Source organism: Streptomyces sp. SPB074, assembly GCF_000154905.1.
Taxonomy (GTDB): Bacteria; Actinomycetota; Actinomycetes; order Streptomycetales; family Streptomycetaceae; genus Streptomyces.
In genome coordinates, this window is sequence record NZ_GG770539.1 from 2,033,587 (window position 1) to 2,051,322 (window position 17,736).

General features: G+C 72.8%; 17 protein-coding genes and 1 tRNA gene. 5 read left to right on the forward strand and 13 right to left on the reverse strand.

What is annotated here, in order from left to right; genetic code table 11:
* Positions 1-244 precede the first annotated feature (244 nt).
* Positions 245-832 carry a TetR/AcrR family transcriptional regulator gene (locus SSBG_RS08130; protein ID WP_037869226.1) on the reverse strand — a complete coding sequence of 196 codons (588 nt, stop codon included), beginning with the start codon at positions 830-832 and terminating at the stop codon, positions 245-247.
* Between the two features lie 72 nt (positions 833-904).
* Between SSBG_RS08130 and SSBG_RS08135 the strand changes: the two genes are divergently transcribed.
* Positions 905-1,735: a class I SAM-dependent methyltransferase gene (locus SSBG_RS08135; protein WP_008745714.1), complete on the forward strand. Its 831-nt coding sequence runs from the start codon at positions 905-907 to the stop codon at positions 1,733-1,735.
* Between the two features lie 323 nt (positions 1,736-2,058).
* Here the strand turns inward: SSBG_RS08135 and SSBG_RS34375 are convergent, their stop codons facing one another.
* Together SSBG_RS34375 and SSBG_RS34380 are read right to left on the reverse strand one after the other, a co-directional pair.
* A complete protein-coding gene (locus SSBG_RS34375) occupies positions 2,059-2,445 on the reverse strand; it encodes a hypothetical protein (protein WP_234010418.1) in 387 nt (128 codons plus the stop codon).
* 15 nt (positions 2,446-2,460) lie between these two features.
* Complete coding sequence (locus SSBG_RS34380) at positions 2,461-2,928, reverse strand: SDR family oxidoreductase (RefSeq protein WP_234010419.1); 468 nt, start codon at positions 2,926-2,928, stop codon at positions 2,461-2,463.
* Positions 2,929-3,014: 86 nt separating this feature from the next.
* Here SSBG_RS34380 and SSBG_RS08145 point away from each other — a divergent pair, with 86 nt between their 5' ends.
* Complete coding sequence (locus SSBG_RS08145) at positions 3,015-3,611, forward strand: TetR/AcrR family transcriptional regulator (RefSeq protein WP_008745715.1); 597 nt, start codon at positions 3,015-3,017, stop codon at positions 3,609-3,611.
* A 21-nt stretch (positions 3,612-3,632) separates the two neighbouring features.
* Here the strand turns inward: SSBG_RS08145 and SSBG_RS08150 are convergent, their stop codons facing one another.
* The 3 genes from SSBG_RS08150 to SSBG_RS08160 form a co-directional block, all read right to left on the reverse strand.
* Positions 3,633-5,783 (reverse strand): tetratricopeptide repeat protein, encoded by a 2,151-nt coding sequence (locus tag SSBG_RS08150; protein ID WP_037871233.1) that lies wholly within the window; start codon positions 5,781-5,783, stop codon positions 3,633-3,635.
* A gap of 378 nt (positions 5,784-6,161) precedes the next feature.
* Positions 6,162-6,235 (reverse strand) — tRNA-Met (locus SSBG_RS08155).
* A 71-nt stretch (positions 6,236-6,306) separates the two neighbouring features.
* Entirely contained in the window at positions 6,307-9,240 is a 2,934-nt protein-coding gene (locus SSBG_RS08160) for a UPF0182 family protein (protein ID WP_008745717.1), read from the reverse strand.
* Between the two features lie 226 nt (positions 9,241-9,466).
* On the opposite strand from SSBG_RS08160, the gene SSBG_RS08165 reads away from it, so the two are divergent.
* Positions 9,467-10,024: a PPA1309 family protein gene (locus SSBG_RS08165; RefSeq protein ID WP_037869232.1), complete on the forward strand. Its 558-nt coding sequence runs from the start codon at positions 9,467-9,469 to the stop codon at positions 10,022-10,024.
* A 141-nt stretch (positions 10,025-10,165) separates the two neighbouring features.
* Here SSBG_RS08165 and SSBG_RS08170 read toward each other — a convergent pair whose 3' ends face one another.
* The 4 genes from SSBG_RS08170 to SSBG_RS08185 all read right to left on the reverse strand — a co-directional run bounded on the left by SSBG_RS08170 (position 10,166) and on the right by SSBG_RS08185 (position 13,311).
* Positions 10,166-11,263, reverse strand: a complete 1,098-nt coding sequence (locus tag SSBG_RS08170) for a YlbL family protein (RefSeq protein ID WP_008745719.1) — start codon at positions 11,261-11,263, stop codon at positions 10,166-10,168.
* A gap of 77 nt (positions 11,264-11,340) precedes the next feature.
* Positions 11,341-11,532, reverse strand: a complete 192-nt coding sequence (locus tag SSBG_RS08175) for a hypothetical protein (protein ID WP_008745720.1) — start codon at positions 11,530-11,532, stop codon at positions 11,341-11,343.
* Positions 11,533-11,695: 163 nt separating this feature from the next.
* A complete protein-coding gene (locus SSBG_RS08180; RefSeq protein ID WP_050776739.1) occupies positions 11,696-12,127 on the reverse strand; it encodes a molybdenum cofactor biosynthesis protein MoaE in 432 nt (143 codons plus the stop codon).
* A 74-nt stretch (positions 12,128-12,201) separates the two neighbouring features.
* Complete coding sequence (locus SSBG_RS08185; RefSeq protein WP_037869234.1) at positions 12,202-13,311, reverse strand: SDR family oxidoreductase; 1,110 nt, start codon at positions 13,309-13,311, stop codon at positions 12,202-12,204.
* Between the two features lie 211 nt (positions 13,312-13,522).
* On the opposite strand from SSBG_RS08185, the gene SSBG_RS08190 reads away from it, so the two are divergent.
* Both SSBG_RS08190 and SSBG_RS08195 read left to right on the forward strand, forming a co-directional pair.
* Positions 13,523-15,070, forward strand: a complete 1,548-nt coding sequence (locus SSBG_RS08190; RefSeq protein WP_037869236.1) for a zinc-dependent metalloprotease — start codon at positions 13,523-13,525, stop codon at positions 15,068-15,070.
* Positions 15,067-15,594 carry an NUDIX hydrolase gene (locus SSBG_RS08195; protein ID WP_008745724.1) on the forward strand — a complete coding sequence of 176 codons (528 nt, stop codon included), beginning with the start codon at positions 15,067-15,069 and terminating at the stop codon, positions 15,592-15,594. Before SSBG_RS08190 ends, SSBG_RS08195 begins: the two co-directional genes overlap by 4 nt.
* An 85-nt stretch (positions 15,595-15,679) precedes the next feature.
* On the opposite strand, the gene SSBG_RS08200 is transcribed toward SSBG_RS08195, so the two are convergent.
* From SSBG_RS08200 to SSBG_RS08210, 3 genes are all read right to left on the reverse strand, one after another.
* Positions 15,680-16,414: an AIM24 family protein gene (locus tag SSBG_RS08200; protein ID WP_037869238.1), complete on the reverse strand. Its 735-nt coding sequence runs from the start codon at positions 16,412-16,414 to the stop codon at positions 15,680-15,682.
* Positions 16,415-16,428: 14 nt separating this feature from the next.
* Positions 16,429-17,109, reverse strand: coding sequence for an AIM24 family protein (locus SSBG_RS08205; protein ID WP_008745726.1), 681 nt, complete (start codon positions 17,107-17,109; stop codon positions 16,429-16,431).
* Positions 17,110-17,147: 38 nt separating this feature from the next.
* Positions 17,148-17,736: AIM24 family protein (locus SSBG_RS08210; protein ID WP_037869240.1), on the reverse strand; the 589-nt coding region annotated here is incomplete at its 5' end.

Sequence of the window (17,736 nt, forward strand, 5' to 3'; positions counted from 1 at the left end):
ACTCTACGCACCCCGCCCCCCAGGAGGCAAATCCGTCACGGGGCGGGCGCAGGTTCCGGGTCCGCGTGAGCAGTGCCGGTCGATCTCCAGCAGTCGGCCAGCAATCCTCCGGGCCGTCAGTCGATCGAACGGACCAGCCCCCTCGCGGCCACGTCCGCGGGCGCGGCTCTCCTCCATGAAGCAGAGCACCCGCTCAGCCTCTTGGACGCGGCGCGATCCTCCGCCACCCGACCAGCGGCCCGACCTACGACCGGGGTGGTCGCAAGGCGCCGGCGAGGACGGTGGTCACCATCTTGCGGACGGCGGCGGTCTGCGGTGGGGCACTTGTCCGGTCGGCGAAAAGCAGGTGTCCGGCCCCGACGAGGGTGGGGGCGAGTGTGTCGATGTCCGCGTCACCGGCCAGGCGCCCCGACTCCCGCTCGGCGGTGAGGTATGCGGCGATCATGGCGGTGCCCTGCATGGCCAGTGGGATGCCGGTCAGACCGGCCTCGCGCAGCCGGGCGCGGAGGCCGTCGCGGAAGGTGATGAGCGCGACGATCGCCACCGTGACAGGCCCGAACAGGTCCCGCAGCGCGTCCGTGAGGTTGTCCACCACGCTCCCGGTGCCGGCGGCCGCGCGCAGAGTCGTGGCGCGGTCCTCGATGCCGCGGACGCGATCGAGGACCAGTTCCGCCAGGAAGGCGTCGAAGTCGGCGAAGTGTCGGTGCAGCACACCCTTGGCGCAGTTCGCCTCCTCCGTGACCGCCCGGCTGGTCAACGCGTCGGGCCCGTCCCGAAGCAGGACGCGCTCGGCGGCTACGAACAACTGGCCGCGCACGTTGTGGATGTGCACCCCTGACGGCATTGTCTCCCTTTCCGCGCCCCCCGCCTTAACAAGTGGGCGACCGCCCATTAGTGTGGGCACATGCCCACTTTATCGCAGGGACAGCCGGACACGTCCGGCCCCGAGCCCCACCGCCACCGGCAGACGGCCGAGTCGTTCGGCGTGGACGCCGAACGCTACGACCGTGCCCGGCCTCCGTATCCCCAGGCCCTGGCGGACAGGATCGTCGCGGCAAGCCCCGGCCGGCGCGTCCTTGACGTCGGAGCCGGAACCGGCATCGAGGCCCGGCAGTTCCAGGCGGCCGGCTGCACGGTGCTCGGTGTCGAGCCCGACGAGCGGACGGCCGCCTTCGCGCGACGCGGCCGCATCGAGGTCGAGGTCGCCAGGTTCGAGGACTGGCAACCGGCCGGGCGGCAGTTCGACGCGGTCATCGCCGGCACCGCCTGGCACTGGGTGGACCCCGTCGCCGGCGCGGCCAAGGCGGCCCAGGTGCTCCGGCCCGGCGGCCGACTCGCCCCCTTCCACCACGTCCCCCAGCTTCCGGCCGCGGTGATCGACGCCCTCGCCGGAACACTCCGACGCGTCGCCCCCGATTCCCCGTTCAACCCCGGTGCGCTCAGAGGCTCGGCCGTGGACGCATACCAGCCACTGTTCGCGAAAATCGCCGACGGAATCCGCCGGACCGGCAGCTTCAGCGAGCCGGAACAGTGGCGCTTCACCTGGGAGCGCACCTATTCCCGAGAGGAGTGGCTCGACCAGCTCCCCACCTTCGGCGGCCTCACCCAACTCCCCGCGGACACGTTGGCGGAGGTCATGGACAGCGCCGGGACCGCGATCGACAGGTTCGGCGGCCACGCCACCATGCCCTACACATCTGTCGTGATCACCTCGACCCGCTCCCATACGGCCTGACCACCGCGAACCCCGGGCGTCGCCGGGCACGAGCCGCATCATGAGCTCGGCGCAGCCCCCGGGGAGGCGGGAAAAAGGTTCTCCGGCTTGTTGCACCGGACCCCCGCCCAACGGTCCGTCCCGACGGCCACACGATTGCTGAAGATCAGCTGATCGGCCCACTGCTCACGCAACATGGAATCCGGAGTTTCAGCAGGACCCACTGCCAACGGAACGGCTCAACCTGCAGCTGGGGCGGAGGGGCGGGAGCCGGGAGGGCGGGGGCACGCGAGGCCGTGCCGCGAGGGTGCGGGTGGCGCGTTCCGTCACGGCGGGAGCGCCCGTCACGCGGCCGACGCGTCCGGCTCCCCGGTGAACGCGGCCGCGTGGTCGGCGGCCCACTGGTGAAGCGTGCGCGGCGCCCTGCCCAGGAGGTCGGCCACGGCGGTGCTGACGAAGGCGGGCCGCCCGCCCGCCGCGCCCCAGGCCGCGAGCAGCATGTCGGCGACCGGGCCTGCGCCCTCCACCTCCCAGAGCGTCCGGAACGCCTCGGGCGTCAACTCCTCGTACGCGATCCGCCGCCCGAGGGCGGCGCCGATGGCGGCGACCTGCGCGGCCTGGGTCAGCGGTTCGGCGCCGGTGAGGACGTGGTCGGTCCCGGCGAGCCCGTCCCGGCGGAGGGCCAGGGCCGCGACGGCGGCGACATCGCGGTCGTCCACCGGGGCGGTCACCGCGGCGGCGTGGGGTCAGCGGACGGCCTCGCCCGCCCGGGTGGCGGGCGCCCACCAGGCCAGCGCGTTCGAGGCCAGCATCCCGGGCCGGATGATCGTCGGCGCGAGCCGGGTGGCGGCGAGGAACCGTTCGATGCCGGCGTGCAGCGCCGCCATGGGGTTGGGCTGCTGGAAGAAGGGGTGGGGGGTCCGGTGCGGGGAGGAGAGGAAGACGACCCGGCGTACGTGCTCCGCCAGCCGCCCGACGACGGGGGCTGCGGTCCCGGGCGGGGCCGTCCAGACGAGGAAGACGGCGCTGGCCCCGCTCAGGGCCGGGTCGAGCGATTCGGGCGCCGTCAGGTCGCCGGTGAAGACCTCGGCCTCCGGCGGCAGGGTCGCCGCCGCCCCGGCGTGACGTACGAGGGCGCGTACCGGCACGCCCACGTCGAGGAGTTGCCCGATGACGAGGCGGCCGATCCGGCCCGTCGCACCGGTCACCAGCACTGGAGGAATGTCCGTGGGTCGCATGACCCCATAGAAACGTTACCGGGTTAAAAAAGCAACCGGGTCACCAATGTTACGGTGGTCAGATGGACGAGCCGACGGGGCTGCGGGCCCGCAAGAAGGCGCGCACGCGCGAGGCGATCGGGGACGTGGCCCTCGCGCTGTTCCTGGAGCACGGTTTCGACCACGTCTCGGTCAACGACATCGCCGCGGCGGCCGAGGTCTCGAAGCCGACGCTGTTCCGGTACTTCCCCACCAAGGAAGACCTCGTACTGGACCGGTTCGCGGACCACCAGGGCGAGGCGGCCCGCGTCGTACGGGAGCGCGGGCCCGGCACGGGAGCGGTGCCGGCGCTGCGCCGTCACTTCCTGGCCGGTCTCGACCGGCACGAGCCCGTCACCGGCCTGTGCGACGAGCCGGGGGTGGTGGCCTTCCACCGGCTGGTGTTCACCACGCCGGGCCTCGCGGGGCGGCTCACGCGGTACCAGATGGACGACGAGGAGGCGTTGGCCGCCGCCCTGGGCGAGGGCATCGGGGCGCGGCTGCGGGCGGCCCAGGTGCTCGCGGTCCAGCGCGTGCTCGCCCGGGCCAACTGGCAGAAGATCGCCGGCGGAAGGACCGCCGACGACGTCCACCCCGAGGCCGTGGCCGACGCCGTCCTGGCCTTCGGCCACCTGCGCTGACGCGCCACGCCGCCGGAGGCGTCAGGCGCTGAGTTCCTCCCGCAGCGCCTCCCGCAGCCGTCCCGCGCGCTCCGTGACCTCCGCGGGCCCCGCGGCCACCGCCGCGTCGCACCAGTGCTGGCTCTCCTCCAGCTCGCCGCGGCGGGCGAAGAAGAGCCCGAGGCGCAGGGCGGCGCGGCCGTGGCCCGCCTCGGCGGCGCGGCGCCACCACAGCGCCGCCTCCGGCTCCCCGCCCTCGCGGGCGAGCAGCAGGCCCAGGTTGAAGGCGCCGTTGCGGCTGCCCGCCTCGGCGGCGGAGCGGTACCAGCGGGCCGCCTCCTCGACCTCGCCGCGCTCGGCGGCGAGCATCCCGGCCCGGACCTGGGCGCGCCGGTGGCCCTGCTCGGCGGCGCGCTCGTACCAGGCTGCGGACTCGTCGCGCTCGGCGACGCTGCTCTCGCCGAGCCGGGGCGGGCCCTGCGGCGGGCGCCGCGCGTCCAGGAGCGCCGCGAGGCGGTACGCGCCCTCGGCGCTGCCCCCGCCCGCCGCGCAGCGCAGGTGGCGCTCGGCGGAGCGCTCGTCGCCCTCGCGCAGGAGGGCCATGCCGACCTGGAGGGCCGCCTCGGCGTGCCCGGCGGCGGCGGCGCGCTCGTACCAGCGCAGGGCGCCGTCCTCGTCGCCGCGGCCCGCGTGCAGGATGCCGAGGTTGAAGGCGGCGTCCACGCTGCCGGTCTCGGCGGCCTTGGAGAACCAGGGCTCGGCACCGGCCGCGTCCCCGGCCTGGAGGAGCATGACGGCGAGCGCGTTGGACGCCTCGCGGTGGCCCGCGTAGGCGGCGCGGCGGTACCACTGCTCGGCCTGGGCGGTGCGGCCCTGGGCGGCGCAGAGCAGGGCGAGGTTGTAGGCGCCGTTGTGGTCGCCCGCGTCCATCGCCGCGCGGTACCAGCGCTCGGCGGTCTGGTGCTCGCCGCGCCCGGCGTGCAGGGCGCCGAGGGCGTTCGCGGCGTTGCCGTCGCCGTCCTGGGCGGCCTTGAGCCACCACACGGCGGCGTTCTCCTCGTCGCCCGCGTCGCGCAGCAGGAAGCCGAGGGCGCAGGCGGCGCGTGTCTCGCCCTCGCGGGCGGAGCTGAGGTACCAGCGGCCCGCTTCCTTGAGCTTGCCGCGGCGTTCCAGGAGCGCGCCGAGCTGGAGCGCGGCGCCCCGGTGGCCGCGCGCGGCGGCCTGCTGGTACCACTGCTCGGCCTGGTGGGTCAGCTCCTCGGCGCGCGCCTTGCCCTGCTCCTTGCCCTGGTTCTCGCCGGCGGCGGGGGTACGGGGCCCGGGGACGGGGGCGGCGCCCTTGGGGCGGCTCGCCTTGGGGCGGCGGGGGCCGGGCAGGACCGGGCCTCTCGCGCGGCGCGCGGTGTCGCGGGCGCGGCGTTCCAGGGTCCTGGCGAGCCGGTAGGAGGCTTCGCGGTGCCCGTGCTCGGCGGCGCGGCGCAGCCAGGTCTCGGCGCCGGTCTCGCCCCGGTGCTCCAGGAGGTCCGCGAGGGCGAAGGCGCCGTGCACGTGGCCCTGTTCGGCGGACTGGCGCAGCCAGTACTCGGCGGCGGGCTCGTCGCCGCGCTCGCGGTGGTGGCGGCCCAGGGAGTGCGCGGCGGCGGCGGAGCCGGCGACGGCGGCGACGCGCCACCAGCCGGCGGCCTCGTCCTTGTGGCCGCGCTGGTGGAGCAGGACGCCGAGGTTGTTGGCCGCGGCGCGGTCGCCCGCGGAGGTGGCGGAGCGCAGGTAGGGCTCGGCCTCTTCGAGGGCACCGGCGCGCAGGAGCTGGGCGCCCAACTCGCTCATCGCCGCGGTGTCCCCGGCGGCCGCGGCCGCCCGGCGGCGCGCCTCGGTCTCGGCGTCCGTGAGGTCGGGCGCGAGGGTCTCGGGGGCGGCCGGGGCGGCGAAGGGGCCGGGCGTGGGCTCGGCCGCGAGGTCGGCGGCGCCGGTGAAGCCGGCGGCGGGCTCAGCGGGGGCGGTCGCGGCGAAGAGCGTGTCGGTGCCCGTCGCCACCGGCCGGGCCACGGCCGGGGCGGTGCCCGGTCCCGGCTGGGCGATACCGGGGGGCGGGATCAGCGCCGTACCACTCTCGGCCTCCTCGGCCCATGGCGTACCGGAGGGCGTGAACCGTCCCGATTCCCACCACGTCGCCCTGTCCCCCACAACGTCCATCGTCGCACCACCCGCGAGCCCGTACACCTGGTATATCCGGGTCCCCTTGAGGTCTCTACAGCTAATTGAGGTCTCTACAACGTTTTATCGACATGCCCGCATGAGGGCATGTCAAACTCGGAACACCCAACTACCCCCGTAAGCTTCACTCTTCACATGCGGAGGCTCCCCGATCTCGACCCGTCCGTACAGCCGACACACGGGGCTGGGTCCAGGCGGTCCCAGCCTCGCGCGAAAGGCCGCCGCGCGGATGAGTAGTCGTACTCAAGCAGAGGGGACTGACAGGCTCCGGTACGTGCCCCACAGGGCGGTCGCGGCGGTGTGCCCGCACAGCAAAGGAGGCCCGCGCCCCTTTCGGGACCCGGGCCTCCTCCTTCGTAGCGGGGACAGGATTTGAACCTGCGACCTCTGGGTTATGAGCCCAGCGAGCTACCGAGCTGCTCCACCCCGCGTCGTTGTGATCACCACGCTATCACGGGGAGCGGGGCTGGCCCGCCCCCGAGGACCGGGGGCGGGCGCCTGCTCAGGTACTGGAGCCCGAACCTTCCTTCTTCGGGGGCGACTTGGAGTCGGAGGACGGTTTCGAAGCCGCGTCCTGCGCCTTCGCCGCGCGCTCCAGGGCGTCCTGGAGGCGGTCCTGGGCCTCGCCGTACGCCTTCCAGTCGCCGTCCTTGAGGGCCTGCCGCCCGTCCTCGAAGGACTTCTCCGCGTCGTCCAGGGCGCCTTGCAGGGTCTTGTCGCCGGTGGCCGGCGGTTGCTGCTTCCCGCCCTGGTCCTGATCCTGGTCCTGGTCGCCCGGCGGGGTCTCGCTCTCGGCGCCGAAGACGACGTTGAGCGCCTTGTCGAGGGTCTCCTCGAAGGCCGTATTCCCGGCGTAGGTGACGAGGACGCGCTTGAGCAGCGGGTATTTCAGGCCGCTGCCGCGCACGTAGACCGGTTCGACGTAGAGGAACTCCCCGTCGAGGGGCACGGTGAGCAGGTTGCCGTACTCGACTTCCGAGTCACCACCACGCAGCAGCCTGATCTTCTCGGCGATGGCCTCGTTCGAGTTGAACTTGCTCTGCACCTGTTTGGGGCCGTCGGTGGTGTCGGCCGTGGGCATCTTGAGGAGCGTGAGTCTGCCGTAGTCCTTCGTCCCGGCCTCGGCGTTCACCGCCATGAAGGCGCTGAGGTTGTCGCGCCCGTTGGGGGTGAAGGTCGTGGTGAGCGAGAACGCCTGGTTGCTCTCGCCCGGCATCCTCATGCTGAGGTAGTACGCCGGGATGGAGTTGCCCGTCTTGTTCGTCGGGTCGTCCGGGACCTGCCAGACCTCGGAGCCGCTCAGGAAGGTCTGCGCGCTGTCCACGTGGTAGCGGGTGAGCAGTTCGCGCTGGACCTTGAAGAGGTCCTGCGGGTAGCGCAGGTGCTCCATGAGCTGCGGCGAGATCGCCGAGCGGGGTTCGACGGTGTGCGGGAACGCCTTCATCCAGGTCTTGAGGACGGGGTCCTCGGTGTCCCACTGGTAGAGCTTGACCTCGCCGGTGTACGCGTCGACGGTCGCCTTCACCGAGTTGCGGATGTAGTTGACCTGGTTCTGCTGGGCGACGACCGCGCGCTGGTTGTTCGCGGCGGTGAGCGAGTCGGCCGTCGTGTCGCCGAGCGTGGTGCGCGAGGCGTACGGGTAGCCGTTGGTCGTCGTGTAGGCGTCGACGATCCACTGGATCTTGCCCTTGACGACAGCCGGGTAGGCGTCGCCGTCGATCGTGAGCCAGGGCGCGACGGCCTCGACGCGGTCCTTCGGGGTGCGGTTGTACAGGACGCGCGAGCCTTCCCCGATGGCGCCCGAGTACAGGATCTGCGGCTCGCCGAAGGCCACGGCGTACGCGGCCCGGTTGAGCGGGTTGGAGAGGCTGACGCCGCTCTTGCCCTGGTACCCAGTGGTCTTCTCGCCGTTGTCGTCGGAGTAGTCGATCTCCTTCTGCGGGCCGCCGACGATCGAGTACTGCGTCGTCTTCTCGCCGTAGTAGACGCGCTGCTCGTAGTCGCCGAGATCGCCCTTGGAGGGGAGGTCGGACTCGGTGAAGACCGGTCCGCCGCCGGAGTCGGCGTTGTCGCCCTCGGCGGCGACGACGCCGAAGCCGTGGGTGTAGCGGAAGTGGTCGTTGATCCAGTTCCGTTTCGGGACGCCGTTCAGGTTCAGCTCACGGAGCCCGATGACGGTGTCCTGGTCCTTGCCGTCCTTGTCCTTGTACCGGTCCACGTCCAGGTTCGAGGGGAACGCGTAGTAGTTCCTCATCTGCTGGCGCTGCTGGAAGGTGGGCGAGACGACGTTGGGGTCCATGATCCGGTAGCTCGCCGCCTGGTCGGCGTCGGCGCGCAGCTTGGACTTGTCGTCGGTCTCGCTCTTGCCCGGGTACTCGCTGACCTTGGCGTCGTCGATGCCGTACGCCTTCTTCGTGGCGGTCAGGTTCTTCTGGACGTACGGGGCTTCCTTGGCCTGCTCGTTGGGCTGGACCGTGAACTTCTGCACGACGGCCGGGTAGAGGCCGCCGATGAGGATCGCGGAGAGCACCATGAGGCCGAAGCCGATCACGGGGAGCTGCCAGGTGCGGCGCCACAGCGTCGCGAAGAAGAGCAGCGCGCAGATGATCGCGATGCAGAACAGGATCGTCTTCGCCGGGAGGTAGGCGTTGGCGTCGACGTAGCGCAGGCCCGTCCAGTTGTCGGTGGCCTTGAAGTCGCTCGACTTGACCGCGAGTCCGTAGCGGTCGAGCCAGTACGCGACGGCCTTGAGCGAGACGAAGACGCCGAGGAGCACGGAGAGGTGCCCGGTGAACGCCTTCGTGACGCGCTGGCCGGGGCTGGTGACCCGGACGCCGCCGTAGAGGTAGTGGGTCAGGAGCGCCGCGATGACCGAGAGGACGACGGCGGCGAAGCCGAAGCCGAGCAGGAAGCGGTACCAGGGCAGGTCGAAGGCGTAGAAGGAGACGTCCAGGTGGAACTGGGGGTCCTTCTGGTGGAACGACTGCCCGTTGACCCACATGAGCCAGGTGCGCCACTGGCCGGCCGCCGAGGCGCCCGAGATGAGGCCGACGAGGGCGGTGATGCCGAGCAGCAGCCACTTCTTGTACGGGGCGATGCCCATGCGGTAGCGGTCGAGGTTCTGCTGCTCCATCGACATCGCGCTGAGCGGGGGCCGCAGCCGGTGCGCCAGCCAGATGTTGACGCCGACGGCGGCGGCCATGAGCAGGCCGAAGACGACGAAGAGGCCGACCTTCGTCTTGAGGGTCGTGGTGAAGACCGAGGAGAAGTGGAGCGACCGATACCAGAGCCAGTCCGTCCAGAAGCCCGCGAACATCACGAAGACCATGGCCAGGACGGCCAGGACGCCGAGCGTCATGAGCAGGGTGCGGACCCGCCTGGAGGGGCGGCCCACTCTGATCCGTGGCCCCGTCGGGCCTCCGCCGCGGTCCGGCATCTGGAAAGCCAAGGTGCGCACCTCGAAGTTCGCTGTGGTGGTGGTCGGTCGGTGGGCGTGGTGCTGCCGCGCGGGTCGGCCGGGGTGTCTCGGGCCCGGACGCGTGCCCGGTTGAGCCTGTTTCGCCCCGTATATGGGGCTCACGCGGCAAGTCCCACACCCATGCAACTTAACGAAGCTTTACTCAGTTCCCGTCCCGGCCCCTGAAGAGGGCAGGATATTGCCCATGTCCAAAGATTCCCCCGCCAGCCCCCCGCCCGCAGCGACCCCCCTCACCCGGGCCGTACTGGAGATCGACACCTACGCCGCCGGTCTCGGCTGGGACCAGCCCGCCCGGCTCTTCGCCCTGGTCGACACGGGACGGCTGCGTGCCGAGGAGCCCGAGCTGGCCCAGCGGCTCGGTCTCGACACGGACGCGGCGGCCGGCACGCTGACCCCGGTCGAGCAGGAGGAGGTGCCGGCGGACGTGCCGCTGGACGAGTTCCTCGCCACGATCGGCTGGCCGGACGCGGTCGCGGGCTGCGCGCTCACGATCGAGCGCCTCATGCTGCCCTCGTCCGCCGAGGCGGGTGTCCCGGACGGTCTGGACGAGGCGGGGCTCGCGGCGTGGGTCGCGAAGCACCCGGAGCGGCAGGAGGTCCGCATGACCGTCGCGGTGCTGCGCGACGGCACCCGCGAGTCGGCGCTGCGGCTGCGCGAGAAGGACTCGGAGCTGGACGTGCTGACCGGCGCCGACCTGGTGCCGGGTCTCGCCGAGGCCCTGACGGCGACGTTCGCGGCGTAGCGGGGGCGGTGGCGGTACGGGGGCCGGTACGGGACCGGGGCGCCGTACCGGCCGGGGCGCCGCGTGCGCGCAAAGGGGCGGGCCCCCGTGCGCGCAAAGGGGCGGGCCCACGGCGGCCCGCCCCCTCCTCGTTCCCGTGCCTCAGCTCGCGGCGCAGGAGGGGAGGCCGGAGGTCTTGCCCGCGCGGATCGTGTCGAGGGCCTTCACGGCGTCGCCGATCGTGCGGACCTTGACGAGGGTGAGCCCGTCGGGGGTGTTCTCGCGCGCGGCGGCGCAGTTGTCGGCGGGGGTGAGGAAGTACTGGGCGCCCGCGCGGCGGGCGCCGACCGTCTTCATGCCGATGCCGCCGATCGCGCCGACCTTCCCGTCGTCGTCGATGGTGCCGGTGCCGGCGACGAACTTCCCGCCGGTCAGGTCGCCGGGGGTGAGTTTGTCGACGAGGCCGAGGGCGAACATGAGCCCGGCGCTGGGACCGCCGACGTCGGCGAGCTTGATGTCGATGGAGAACGGGAAGGTGTGGTCCACTCCGGCGGAGATGCCGACGATGGGGCGGCGCGGGCCCTGGTCCTTGCCGGAGCGGACGGTCGTGACCGTGACCTCGCGGGCGCCGGTGGGCTCCTCGTGCCGCTTCTCGGCCTCGGCGGCCTTCGCGGCGGGGATCACGGTGAAGCGGACGGGCTCGCCGACCTCGTGCTTGGTGACGACCCCGGCGACGTCGTCGGCCTGCTCGACCTTCGTCCCGTCGACGCTCTCGATGACGTCCCCGGCGTGCAGCCGGCCCTCGGCGGGGCTGTCCTTGGTGACGGCGGCGACGACGATGCGCGAGGAGACGGGGATCCTGAGCTGGCGCAGCGCGGCGACCTTGGCGCTCTCCTGCGACTGGGAGAACTCCTCGGCGTTCTCCTTCGTGGACTGCTCCTCGGTGGTGCCCTCGGGGTAGAGGTTGTCGTGCGGGACGATGAGCGACTGGCCCGAGAGCCAGCCCCAGACCGCCTCGGGGAGGTTCATCCGGTAGTCGGGGCTCGTGACGCGCACCGTGGTCATGTTGAGGTGGCCGCTCGCCTCGTACGTCTTGCGGCCCGAGACCTGGAGCACGGGTTCGCCGTCGTGGTCGGCGAGCGTGTTGACGGTGGGGCCCGGTGACATCTCCGCGTACGGGACCGGGATCAGCACGCCCGCGCACAGGAGTGCGACGAGGACGAGTGTCGAGGTGAGGAGGGTCACGGTGCGGCGCGGCATGGCACGACAGTACGGGACGGGCCTGTGCGCGCACGTCCGGGCCCCGCGGGCCGGGCGAACGGGTGAGGGGCCGGGGTTCAGGCGCTCTCGGCGGGCTCTTCGCGCGGCGCGCGGCCGGCGCCCTGCTTCTCCATGGCGGCCCGGAACTTCTCGTAGCCGTCGAGCTCGGAGCCGTCGCCCGTCCGGCGCGTCCGCGCGGCCCACATGGCCCACAGCCCCGCGCCCACGGCGGCCACGAGCGGAATCAGCAACCACGCGAGTGCAGCCATGCCGACCTCCGACTCCCCGACTGCGTCACCTACTGGCTGATCAGCAGATTAACCAGCAGCCAGTCCAACGCTCGCTGGCGGGGTCCGGTTACGCAACCGGAGGAACGGACGGGCCGAAGGGCACGGCGGCAGGGCGGGCCCGGCGCCCGGCGAGCGCGCGGCCTCAGCAGGCGCCCACCCATTCCTCGCGGCCGTCCGTGAAGCGCTGATGCTTCCAGATCGGCACCTCGTGCTTGAGGTCGTCGATCAGGCGGCGGCAGGCGGCGAAGGCCTCGGCGCGGTGCGGGCAGGACACCGCGACGACGACCGCGAGGTCGCCGATCGCGAGGTCGCCGACGCGGTGCGTCGCGGCGAGGGCCCGTACGGGGAAGTCGGCCGCGATCTTCTCCGCGACGCGCCGCAGCTCGGCCGCGGCGCTGGGGTGGCTGGAGTAGCTGAGCGAGGCGACGTCCTCTCCCCCGTCGTGGTCGCGGACCGTACCGACGAAGAGCGCGGTCCCGCCGGCCGCGTCGTCCCCGACGGCGGCGAAGACCTCGTCCACGGAGAGCGGGGTGTCCCGGATGGCGAGGAGCTTGATCGGGTCGGAGGAGTCCATGCCCCCATGGTGCCGCACCGGCGCGGGCCCTTCCCGCGCCCGGGGAGCGGGCCCGGGGGCGGTCCCCGGCGCCGTCACAGCCGTCGGCGCGCCTTGCGGGCCCGCCGGACGAGCGCTGCGGTGCCCAGCAGCGCCACGGTCGCCCCCGCCGCCCCGGCGGCCGTCGCGTCCTTGCGTCCCAGGCGCCGCCCGGCGACCGTGCGCCGTCCCGCGACCTCCTCCAGGAGTTCGGCCAGGACCTCCTCGTTGCTCCAGGCGGGTCGCCAGCCCGCGTCGTGGAGGCGGCTGCCGCTGACGACCCACGGGTTCATCGTGTAGGCGAGGTCGCCGGCCGGGGAGGGGGTGAGGCCGATGCGGTGCAGGCGGGCGGCGGCGCCGAGGGCGACGGCGGAGGGGAGTTCCATGCGGCGGATACCGCTCAGCTCCTCGACCTGCTCCTGTTCGAGCCAGCCCTCGCAGCCGACCGCGAGTTCCCCCTCGGCCTTCTCCAGGACGGCGAACTCCAGGGCGCTGATCAGGTCCTCGACGTGGCAGAACTGCCAGGCGGGCCGGGAGCCCGCGACGACGAGGAGGCGCGGGGACTCGAAGTAGCGGGTCAGCGCGGTGTCGGTGCCGCCGACGAGGACGGCGGGGCGCAGCACGGTGACGTTGAGCCCGGGGTGGGCGCGCGGGGCGCGGCGGGCCAGGCGCTCGATCTCCAGGAGGTCGCCAACGCCGGTGGCCTCGGCGGTCGCCTTGAGCTCGGCGTCCTCGGCGAGCGGCAGCGGGTTGTCGGGGAGCGCCCCGTAGACCATCGCGGAGGTGCACAGCACGACGCGGTGCACTCCGGCGGCGGCGGCGCAGGTCAGGACGGTCTGGGTGCCGCGCACGTTGTAGGCGGTGCGGGCGCCGGGCTCGGTCTCCAGGTCGAGATCGACGGCGAGGTGCACGACGACGTCGGCGCCGCGCAGTTTCTCGGCGAGGGCGGGGTCGCGGACGTCGAGGGTGTGCCAGGTGGCGTCGGGGTTGTCGCCGCGCTTCTCGTCGATCGCGAGGACCTCGCCGATGTCCGCGGAGGCGGTCAGGCGCTCCACGAGCAGGGCTCCGATGCCGGTCGCCGCGCCGGTCACGGCCACGACGGGACCGCGCGCGGCGGACCCGGACGGGTTTCGCGCTGCGCGAACCTGCGGATCTGGGGAACTCACCAGGCGTCTCCAGCGGTTGTCTGTCGTATGTACGGGCATGACGCGTACGTACCAGGTGGCGTCCATCCTGCCGCAGGCCGTCCACCGGCGGAGCACCGAGCCCCGAGCCGGTCCCGGTGTCTACGCTGGGTGGTACGGGGCGCCGTGTGCGCGCCGCCCAGGGCAGCCGCCGCCGGACTCGTGCCGGTGGCCCTAACAGCCGAGGAAACCCGTGAGTGACAACCCATTCGGATTCGGCCTTCCGCCGGAGGAGCCGGACGACGGCGACGAAGGCAAGAAGAAGGACAGCACCGGCGGGTCCCAGGGCTCGGGTTCCGGCTCCGGGCAGACCCCGGGCAACCCGTTCGGCTTCGGCCTGCCGGGGGGCGCGGGCGGGGACAACCCGTTCGCCGCGCTCTTCGGCTCCATGGGGCCGAACGATCTGGGCGCCGCCTTCCAGCAGCTCGGGCAGATGCTGAGCTTCGACGGCGGCCCGGTGAACTGGGACATGGCGCAGCAGATCGCCCGCCAGACGGTCTCGCAGGGCACGTCGGAGGGCACGAAGGACCGCAGTGTGGGCCCGGCGGAGCGGGCGGCCGTCGAGGAGGCGGTGCGGCTGGCGGACCTGTGGCTGGACGACGCGACGTCGCTGCCGAGCGGGGCGGGCACGGCGGTGGCGTGGAGCCGCGCCGAGTGGGTCGAGGCGACGCTGCCGGTGTGGAAGGACCTGGTGGACCCGGTCGCGGAGCGGGTCGGCACGGCGATGGGCCAGGTGCTGCCCGAGGAGATGCAGGCCATGGCGGGCCCGCTGCTCGGGGTGATGCGCTCGATGGGCGGGGCCATGTTCGGCACGCAGATCGGGCAGGCCGCAGGGCAGCTCGCGGGCGAGGTCGTCGGTTCGACGGACATCGGGCTGCCGCTGGGCCCGGCGGGCAAGGCGGCGCTGCTGCCGCTCAACATCGAGGTCTTCGGCAAGGACCTGGGGGTCCCGCAGGAGGAGGTGCGGCTCTATCTGGCGCTGCGCGAGGCCGCCCACCAGCGGCTCTTCGCGCACGTGCCGTGGCTGCGCTCGCACCTGTTCGGCGCGGTCGAGGGCTATGCGCGCGGCATCCAGGTGGACACGTCGAAGCTGGAGGACGCGGTCGGCAATCTCGACCCGTCGAACCCGGAGCAGCTCCAGGAGGCGCTCCAGTCCGGCATGTTCCAGCCGCAGGACACGCCCGAGCAGAAGGCGGCGCTCGCCCGGCTGGAGACGGCGCTCGCGCTCGTCGAGGGCTGGGTCGACGCGGTCGTGCACGCGGCGGCGAAGCCGCGTCTGGGCTCGGCGGACGCGCTGCGCGAGACGCTGCGCAGGCGGCGCGCCTCGGGCGGTCCGGCGGAGCAGACCTTCGCGACGCTGATCGGCCTGGAGCTGCGTCCGCGCAGGCTGCGGGACGCCTCGCGGCTGTGGGCCTCGCTCGCGGACGCGCGCGGCGTGGACGGCAGGGACGGTCTGTGGGCGCACCCGGACATGCTGCCGACGGCGCGTGACCTGGACGACCCGGACGGTTTCGTGCACCGCGAGCAGCTCGACTTCTCCGAGCTGGACAAGATGCTCGGCGAGGCGGCCTCGGGCCAGGGCCCGGACCTGCGGAAGAAGGACGGCGGCGCGCAGGACGCGGACGATCCCGGCGACGGGCCGGGTTCCGGCGACGACTCCGGCTCGGGTCCCGGCGACGGCCCAAGTTCCGGTTCCGGTGACGGCCCGGGGGACGGCGAGGAGCGGGGTCCGGGCGCGTGAGCCTGCACGCGGACGCGTACGGCGTCCTGAAACGGTACGGGGCGCAGCCCGCGCTGCGGGACGCGTACCTGGCGCACCTCGACGCGCACCCGGACGGCATGTTCAAGTCCTGCGGGGCGGGTCATGTCACGGCGAGCGCGCTCGTGGTGTGCCCGGAGCGCGGCGAGGTGCTGCTGACGCTCCACCGCAAGCTGCGGATGTGGCTCCAGATGGGCGGCCACTGCGAGCCGGGCGATGTGACGCTCGCGGAGGCGGCGCTGCGCGAGGCCCGCGAGGAGTCGGGCATCGGGGCGCTGGAGCTGCGTCCGGGCGGCCCGGTCCGCCTGGACCGGCATCCCATCCCGGGCCCGTGCACGCGGCACTTCGACGTGCAGTACGTGGCCCTCGCCCCGGCCGCGGCGGCGGCGCGGATCAGTGACGAGTCGCTGGACCTGCGCTGGTTCGGCTACGCGGAGGCGGCGGAGATCGGCGACTCGTCGGTGGGGCTGCTGGTGGGCGCGGCGCGGGAGGCGCTGGGGGTCTGAGGGCGCTTCGGCGGTACGGGCCGGGGGCGCCCCGGCCCGTACCGCCGCGACCGTGCCGCTCGGTGCGAGGGCCGGCCGGTGGTCGTCACTCCCAGGCGTTGCCCTGGTTCTGGCCGGCGCCGTAGTGGCCGCGGATGCCGGAGAGGTCGGCGTGCTGCGGGGGGAGCATCTCGCTGGGCTGGACGAGGACGTGGCCGCGGCCGAGGAAGCTCAGTTCCCAGCCCTCGCCGGTGTTGCCCCGGCGGCGGAAGACGCCGCTGGACTGGGTCTGGGACTGCATCTGGACGCGCAGCGACGTGCTCCAGGCGACGACGGCGTCCGAGTCGACGTTGACGTAGTTCTCGCCGGTGACCTGGAGGAGCAGCGGGGTGCCGGAGGTCATGAGGGCGACCTTGCCGCTGCCGGTGATGTTGAGCTGGTACTTGCCCGAGCCCGAGATGCCGTACTGGCTGTCGACGGCGATGACCTCGGTGTGCAGTGCGGAGTCGAGCGCGAGGACGTAGGCGCTGTCGACGGTGAGACCTTCGTGGTCGACGTCGAGGACGTGCAGGTACTGGCCGAGGTTGGCGAGGAACACGGTGCCCTGGCCGGTGCAGCGCATGAGGTCCAGGCCCTCGCCCGTCATGCGGCGCGAGCGGCGCTGGCCGCTGCTCTGGTACTCGCCGTCGAACTCCATGAGTCCCTGGTAGGCGACCATGGCGCCCTTGCGGGCGAGGACGTCGTCGTGCCCGGTGAGGGCGATGCGCAGGAGCTGCGGGTTCTGGAGCGTCCAGCGTTCCTGGGTCTGCTGTTCGGTGTGTGCGAAGAGCGGGCTCTGCATGTCGGTGTCCCCCCTCAGCCCCGGATACGGAGCCGGTCGGTGCTGTCCTCGCTGGGCTGGACGACGACGATCCCCTGCCCCGAGAAGGCCATCTGGTACGCCTCGCCGCTGCCGCGGCCGATCATCGACCCGGCCTTGAAGCTGCGCTTGCCCTTGACCTTGAGGTTCGGGGACCAGGCGACGAGCGCGTCCGGGTCGACGTACGTCTCGTCGTCGCCGCGCCCGCAGTCGACGACGATGGGCGTGCCGCGCGAGGTGAGCGCGATCCAGCCGTCCCCGCCGACGGTGACGTTGAACATGCCCTGGCCCGCGAACTTCGCGAGGCCCTTGACGCGCTCGACGCCCCACTGGAGGTGCGCGTCGAAGGCGAGGATGTTGGTGCCGTTGACGGAGACGCTCTCGCCGCCCAGATTGAGGACGACGACGTCGGCGCCGTAGTCGGCGAGGTAGAGGAGTCCGTCGCCGCTGCACTTCATGAGCGGCGCGCCCTCGCCGGTGAGCCAGCCCCCGGCGAGCCGGCGGACGGTGGGCGGGTTGGACTCGTACTGGACGAAGCCCTCGTAGGCGATCATCGAGCCGGAGCGGGCGTACAGGTCCCGGCCGGTGCTCATGGCGATCTTGGCGATGTGGTGGCCGTGCGTGTCCATCCGGGCCTGCACGGGCGTCGCGGCGAAGCCCGCGAGGTGCTGCTGCATCATGCGCTTGCCTTGTCTCTCGTGGTCTCTCGCGGGCGTCAGATCTCGTAGGGCTGGACGACGATGAAGTTGCCCGGCGCGCCCCGGAACTGGAGGTTCACCGATTCGCCGCTGTGGCCCGGGTAGGCGTTGCGGCGCAGGCGCACCTGGCTGGAGAGCACGACCTGCGAGGCGGCCGACCAGGCGACGACGGCGTTGGCGTCGGCGAAGGTGGTCGGTGTGACCGGGAGGACGACGGGGGTGCCGTGCGTCTTGACGATGACGGTCCCGGTGCCCTGGAACTGCATCGTGAAGAGCGAGCCGCCGGGGAGCCCGTGGCCGTCGATGCGGCGCACCTCGCGCTGGAGGGACTCGTCGAAGGCGAGGACGGATTCGGCGGAGACGCAGATCGCGTCGCCCTGGAGCTCGATGGGGTGCAGGTGTGCCTCGTCCTCGGCGAGGAAGACCTGGCCCTTGCCCGTGCAGCGCATGAGCTGGAGTTCCTGGCCGGTGGCGTTGCCGACGATGCGGCCCTTGACACCCGCGCCCTTGTAGCTGAAGTCGACCTTGCCCTGGTAGAGCACCATGCTGCCCTGGCGCGCGAGGACGGGGCTGCCGTCCTCGCCGAGGTCGACGCGGACGAGCTTG

Excerpts from the sequence above, each read along its gene's own strand:
- SSBG_RS08145 (WP_008745715.1), top strand. The coding sequence starts at position 3,015 with ATGGACGAGCCGACGGGGCTGCGGGCCCGCAAGAAGGCGCGCACGCGC.
- SSBG_RS08165 (WP_037869232.1), top strand. The coding sequence starts at position 9,467 with ATGTCCAAAGATTCCCCCGCCAGCCCCCCGCCCGCAGCGACCCCCCTC.
- SSBG_RS08150 (WP_037871233.1), bottom strand. The coding sequence starts at position 5,783 with ATGGACGTTGTGGGGGACAGGGCGACGTGGTGGGAATCGGGACGGTTC.
- SSBG_RS08175 (WP_008745720.1), bottom strand. The coding sequence starts at position 11,532 with ATGGCTGCACTCGCGTGGTTGCTGATTCCGCTCGTGGCCGCCGTGGGC.
- SSBG_RS08160 (WP_008745717.1), bottom strand. The coding sequence starts at position 9,240 with ATGCCGGACCGCGGCGGAGGCCCGACGGGGCCACGGATCAGAGTGGGC.
- SSBG_RS08180 (WP_050776739.1), bottom strand. The coding sequence starts at position 12,127 with ATGGACTCCTCCGACCCGATCAAGCTCCTCGCCATCCGGGACACCCCG.
- SSBG_RS08135 (WP_008745714.1), top strand. The coding sequence starts at position 905 with ATGCCCACTTTATCGCAGGGACAGCCGGACACGTCCGGCCCCGAGCCC.
- SSBG_RS08205 (WP_008745726.1), bottom strand. The coding sequence starts at position 17,109 with ATGCAGCAGCACCTCGCGGGCTTCGCCGCGACGCCCGTGCAGGCCCGG.
- SSBG_RS08200 (WP_037869238.1), bottom strand. The coding sequence starts at position 16,414 with ATGCAGAGCCCGCTCTTCGCACACACCGAACAGCAGACCCAGGAACGC.
- SSBG_RS08170 (WP_008745719.1), bottom strand. The coding sequence starts at position 11,263 with ATGCCGCGCCGCACCGTGACCCTCCTCACCTCGACACTCGTCCTCGTC.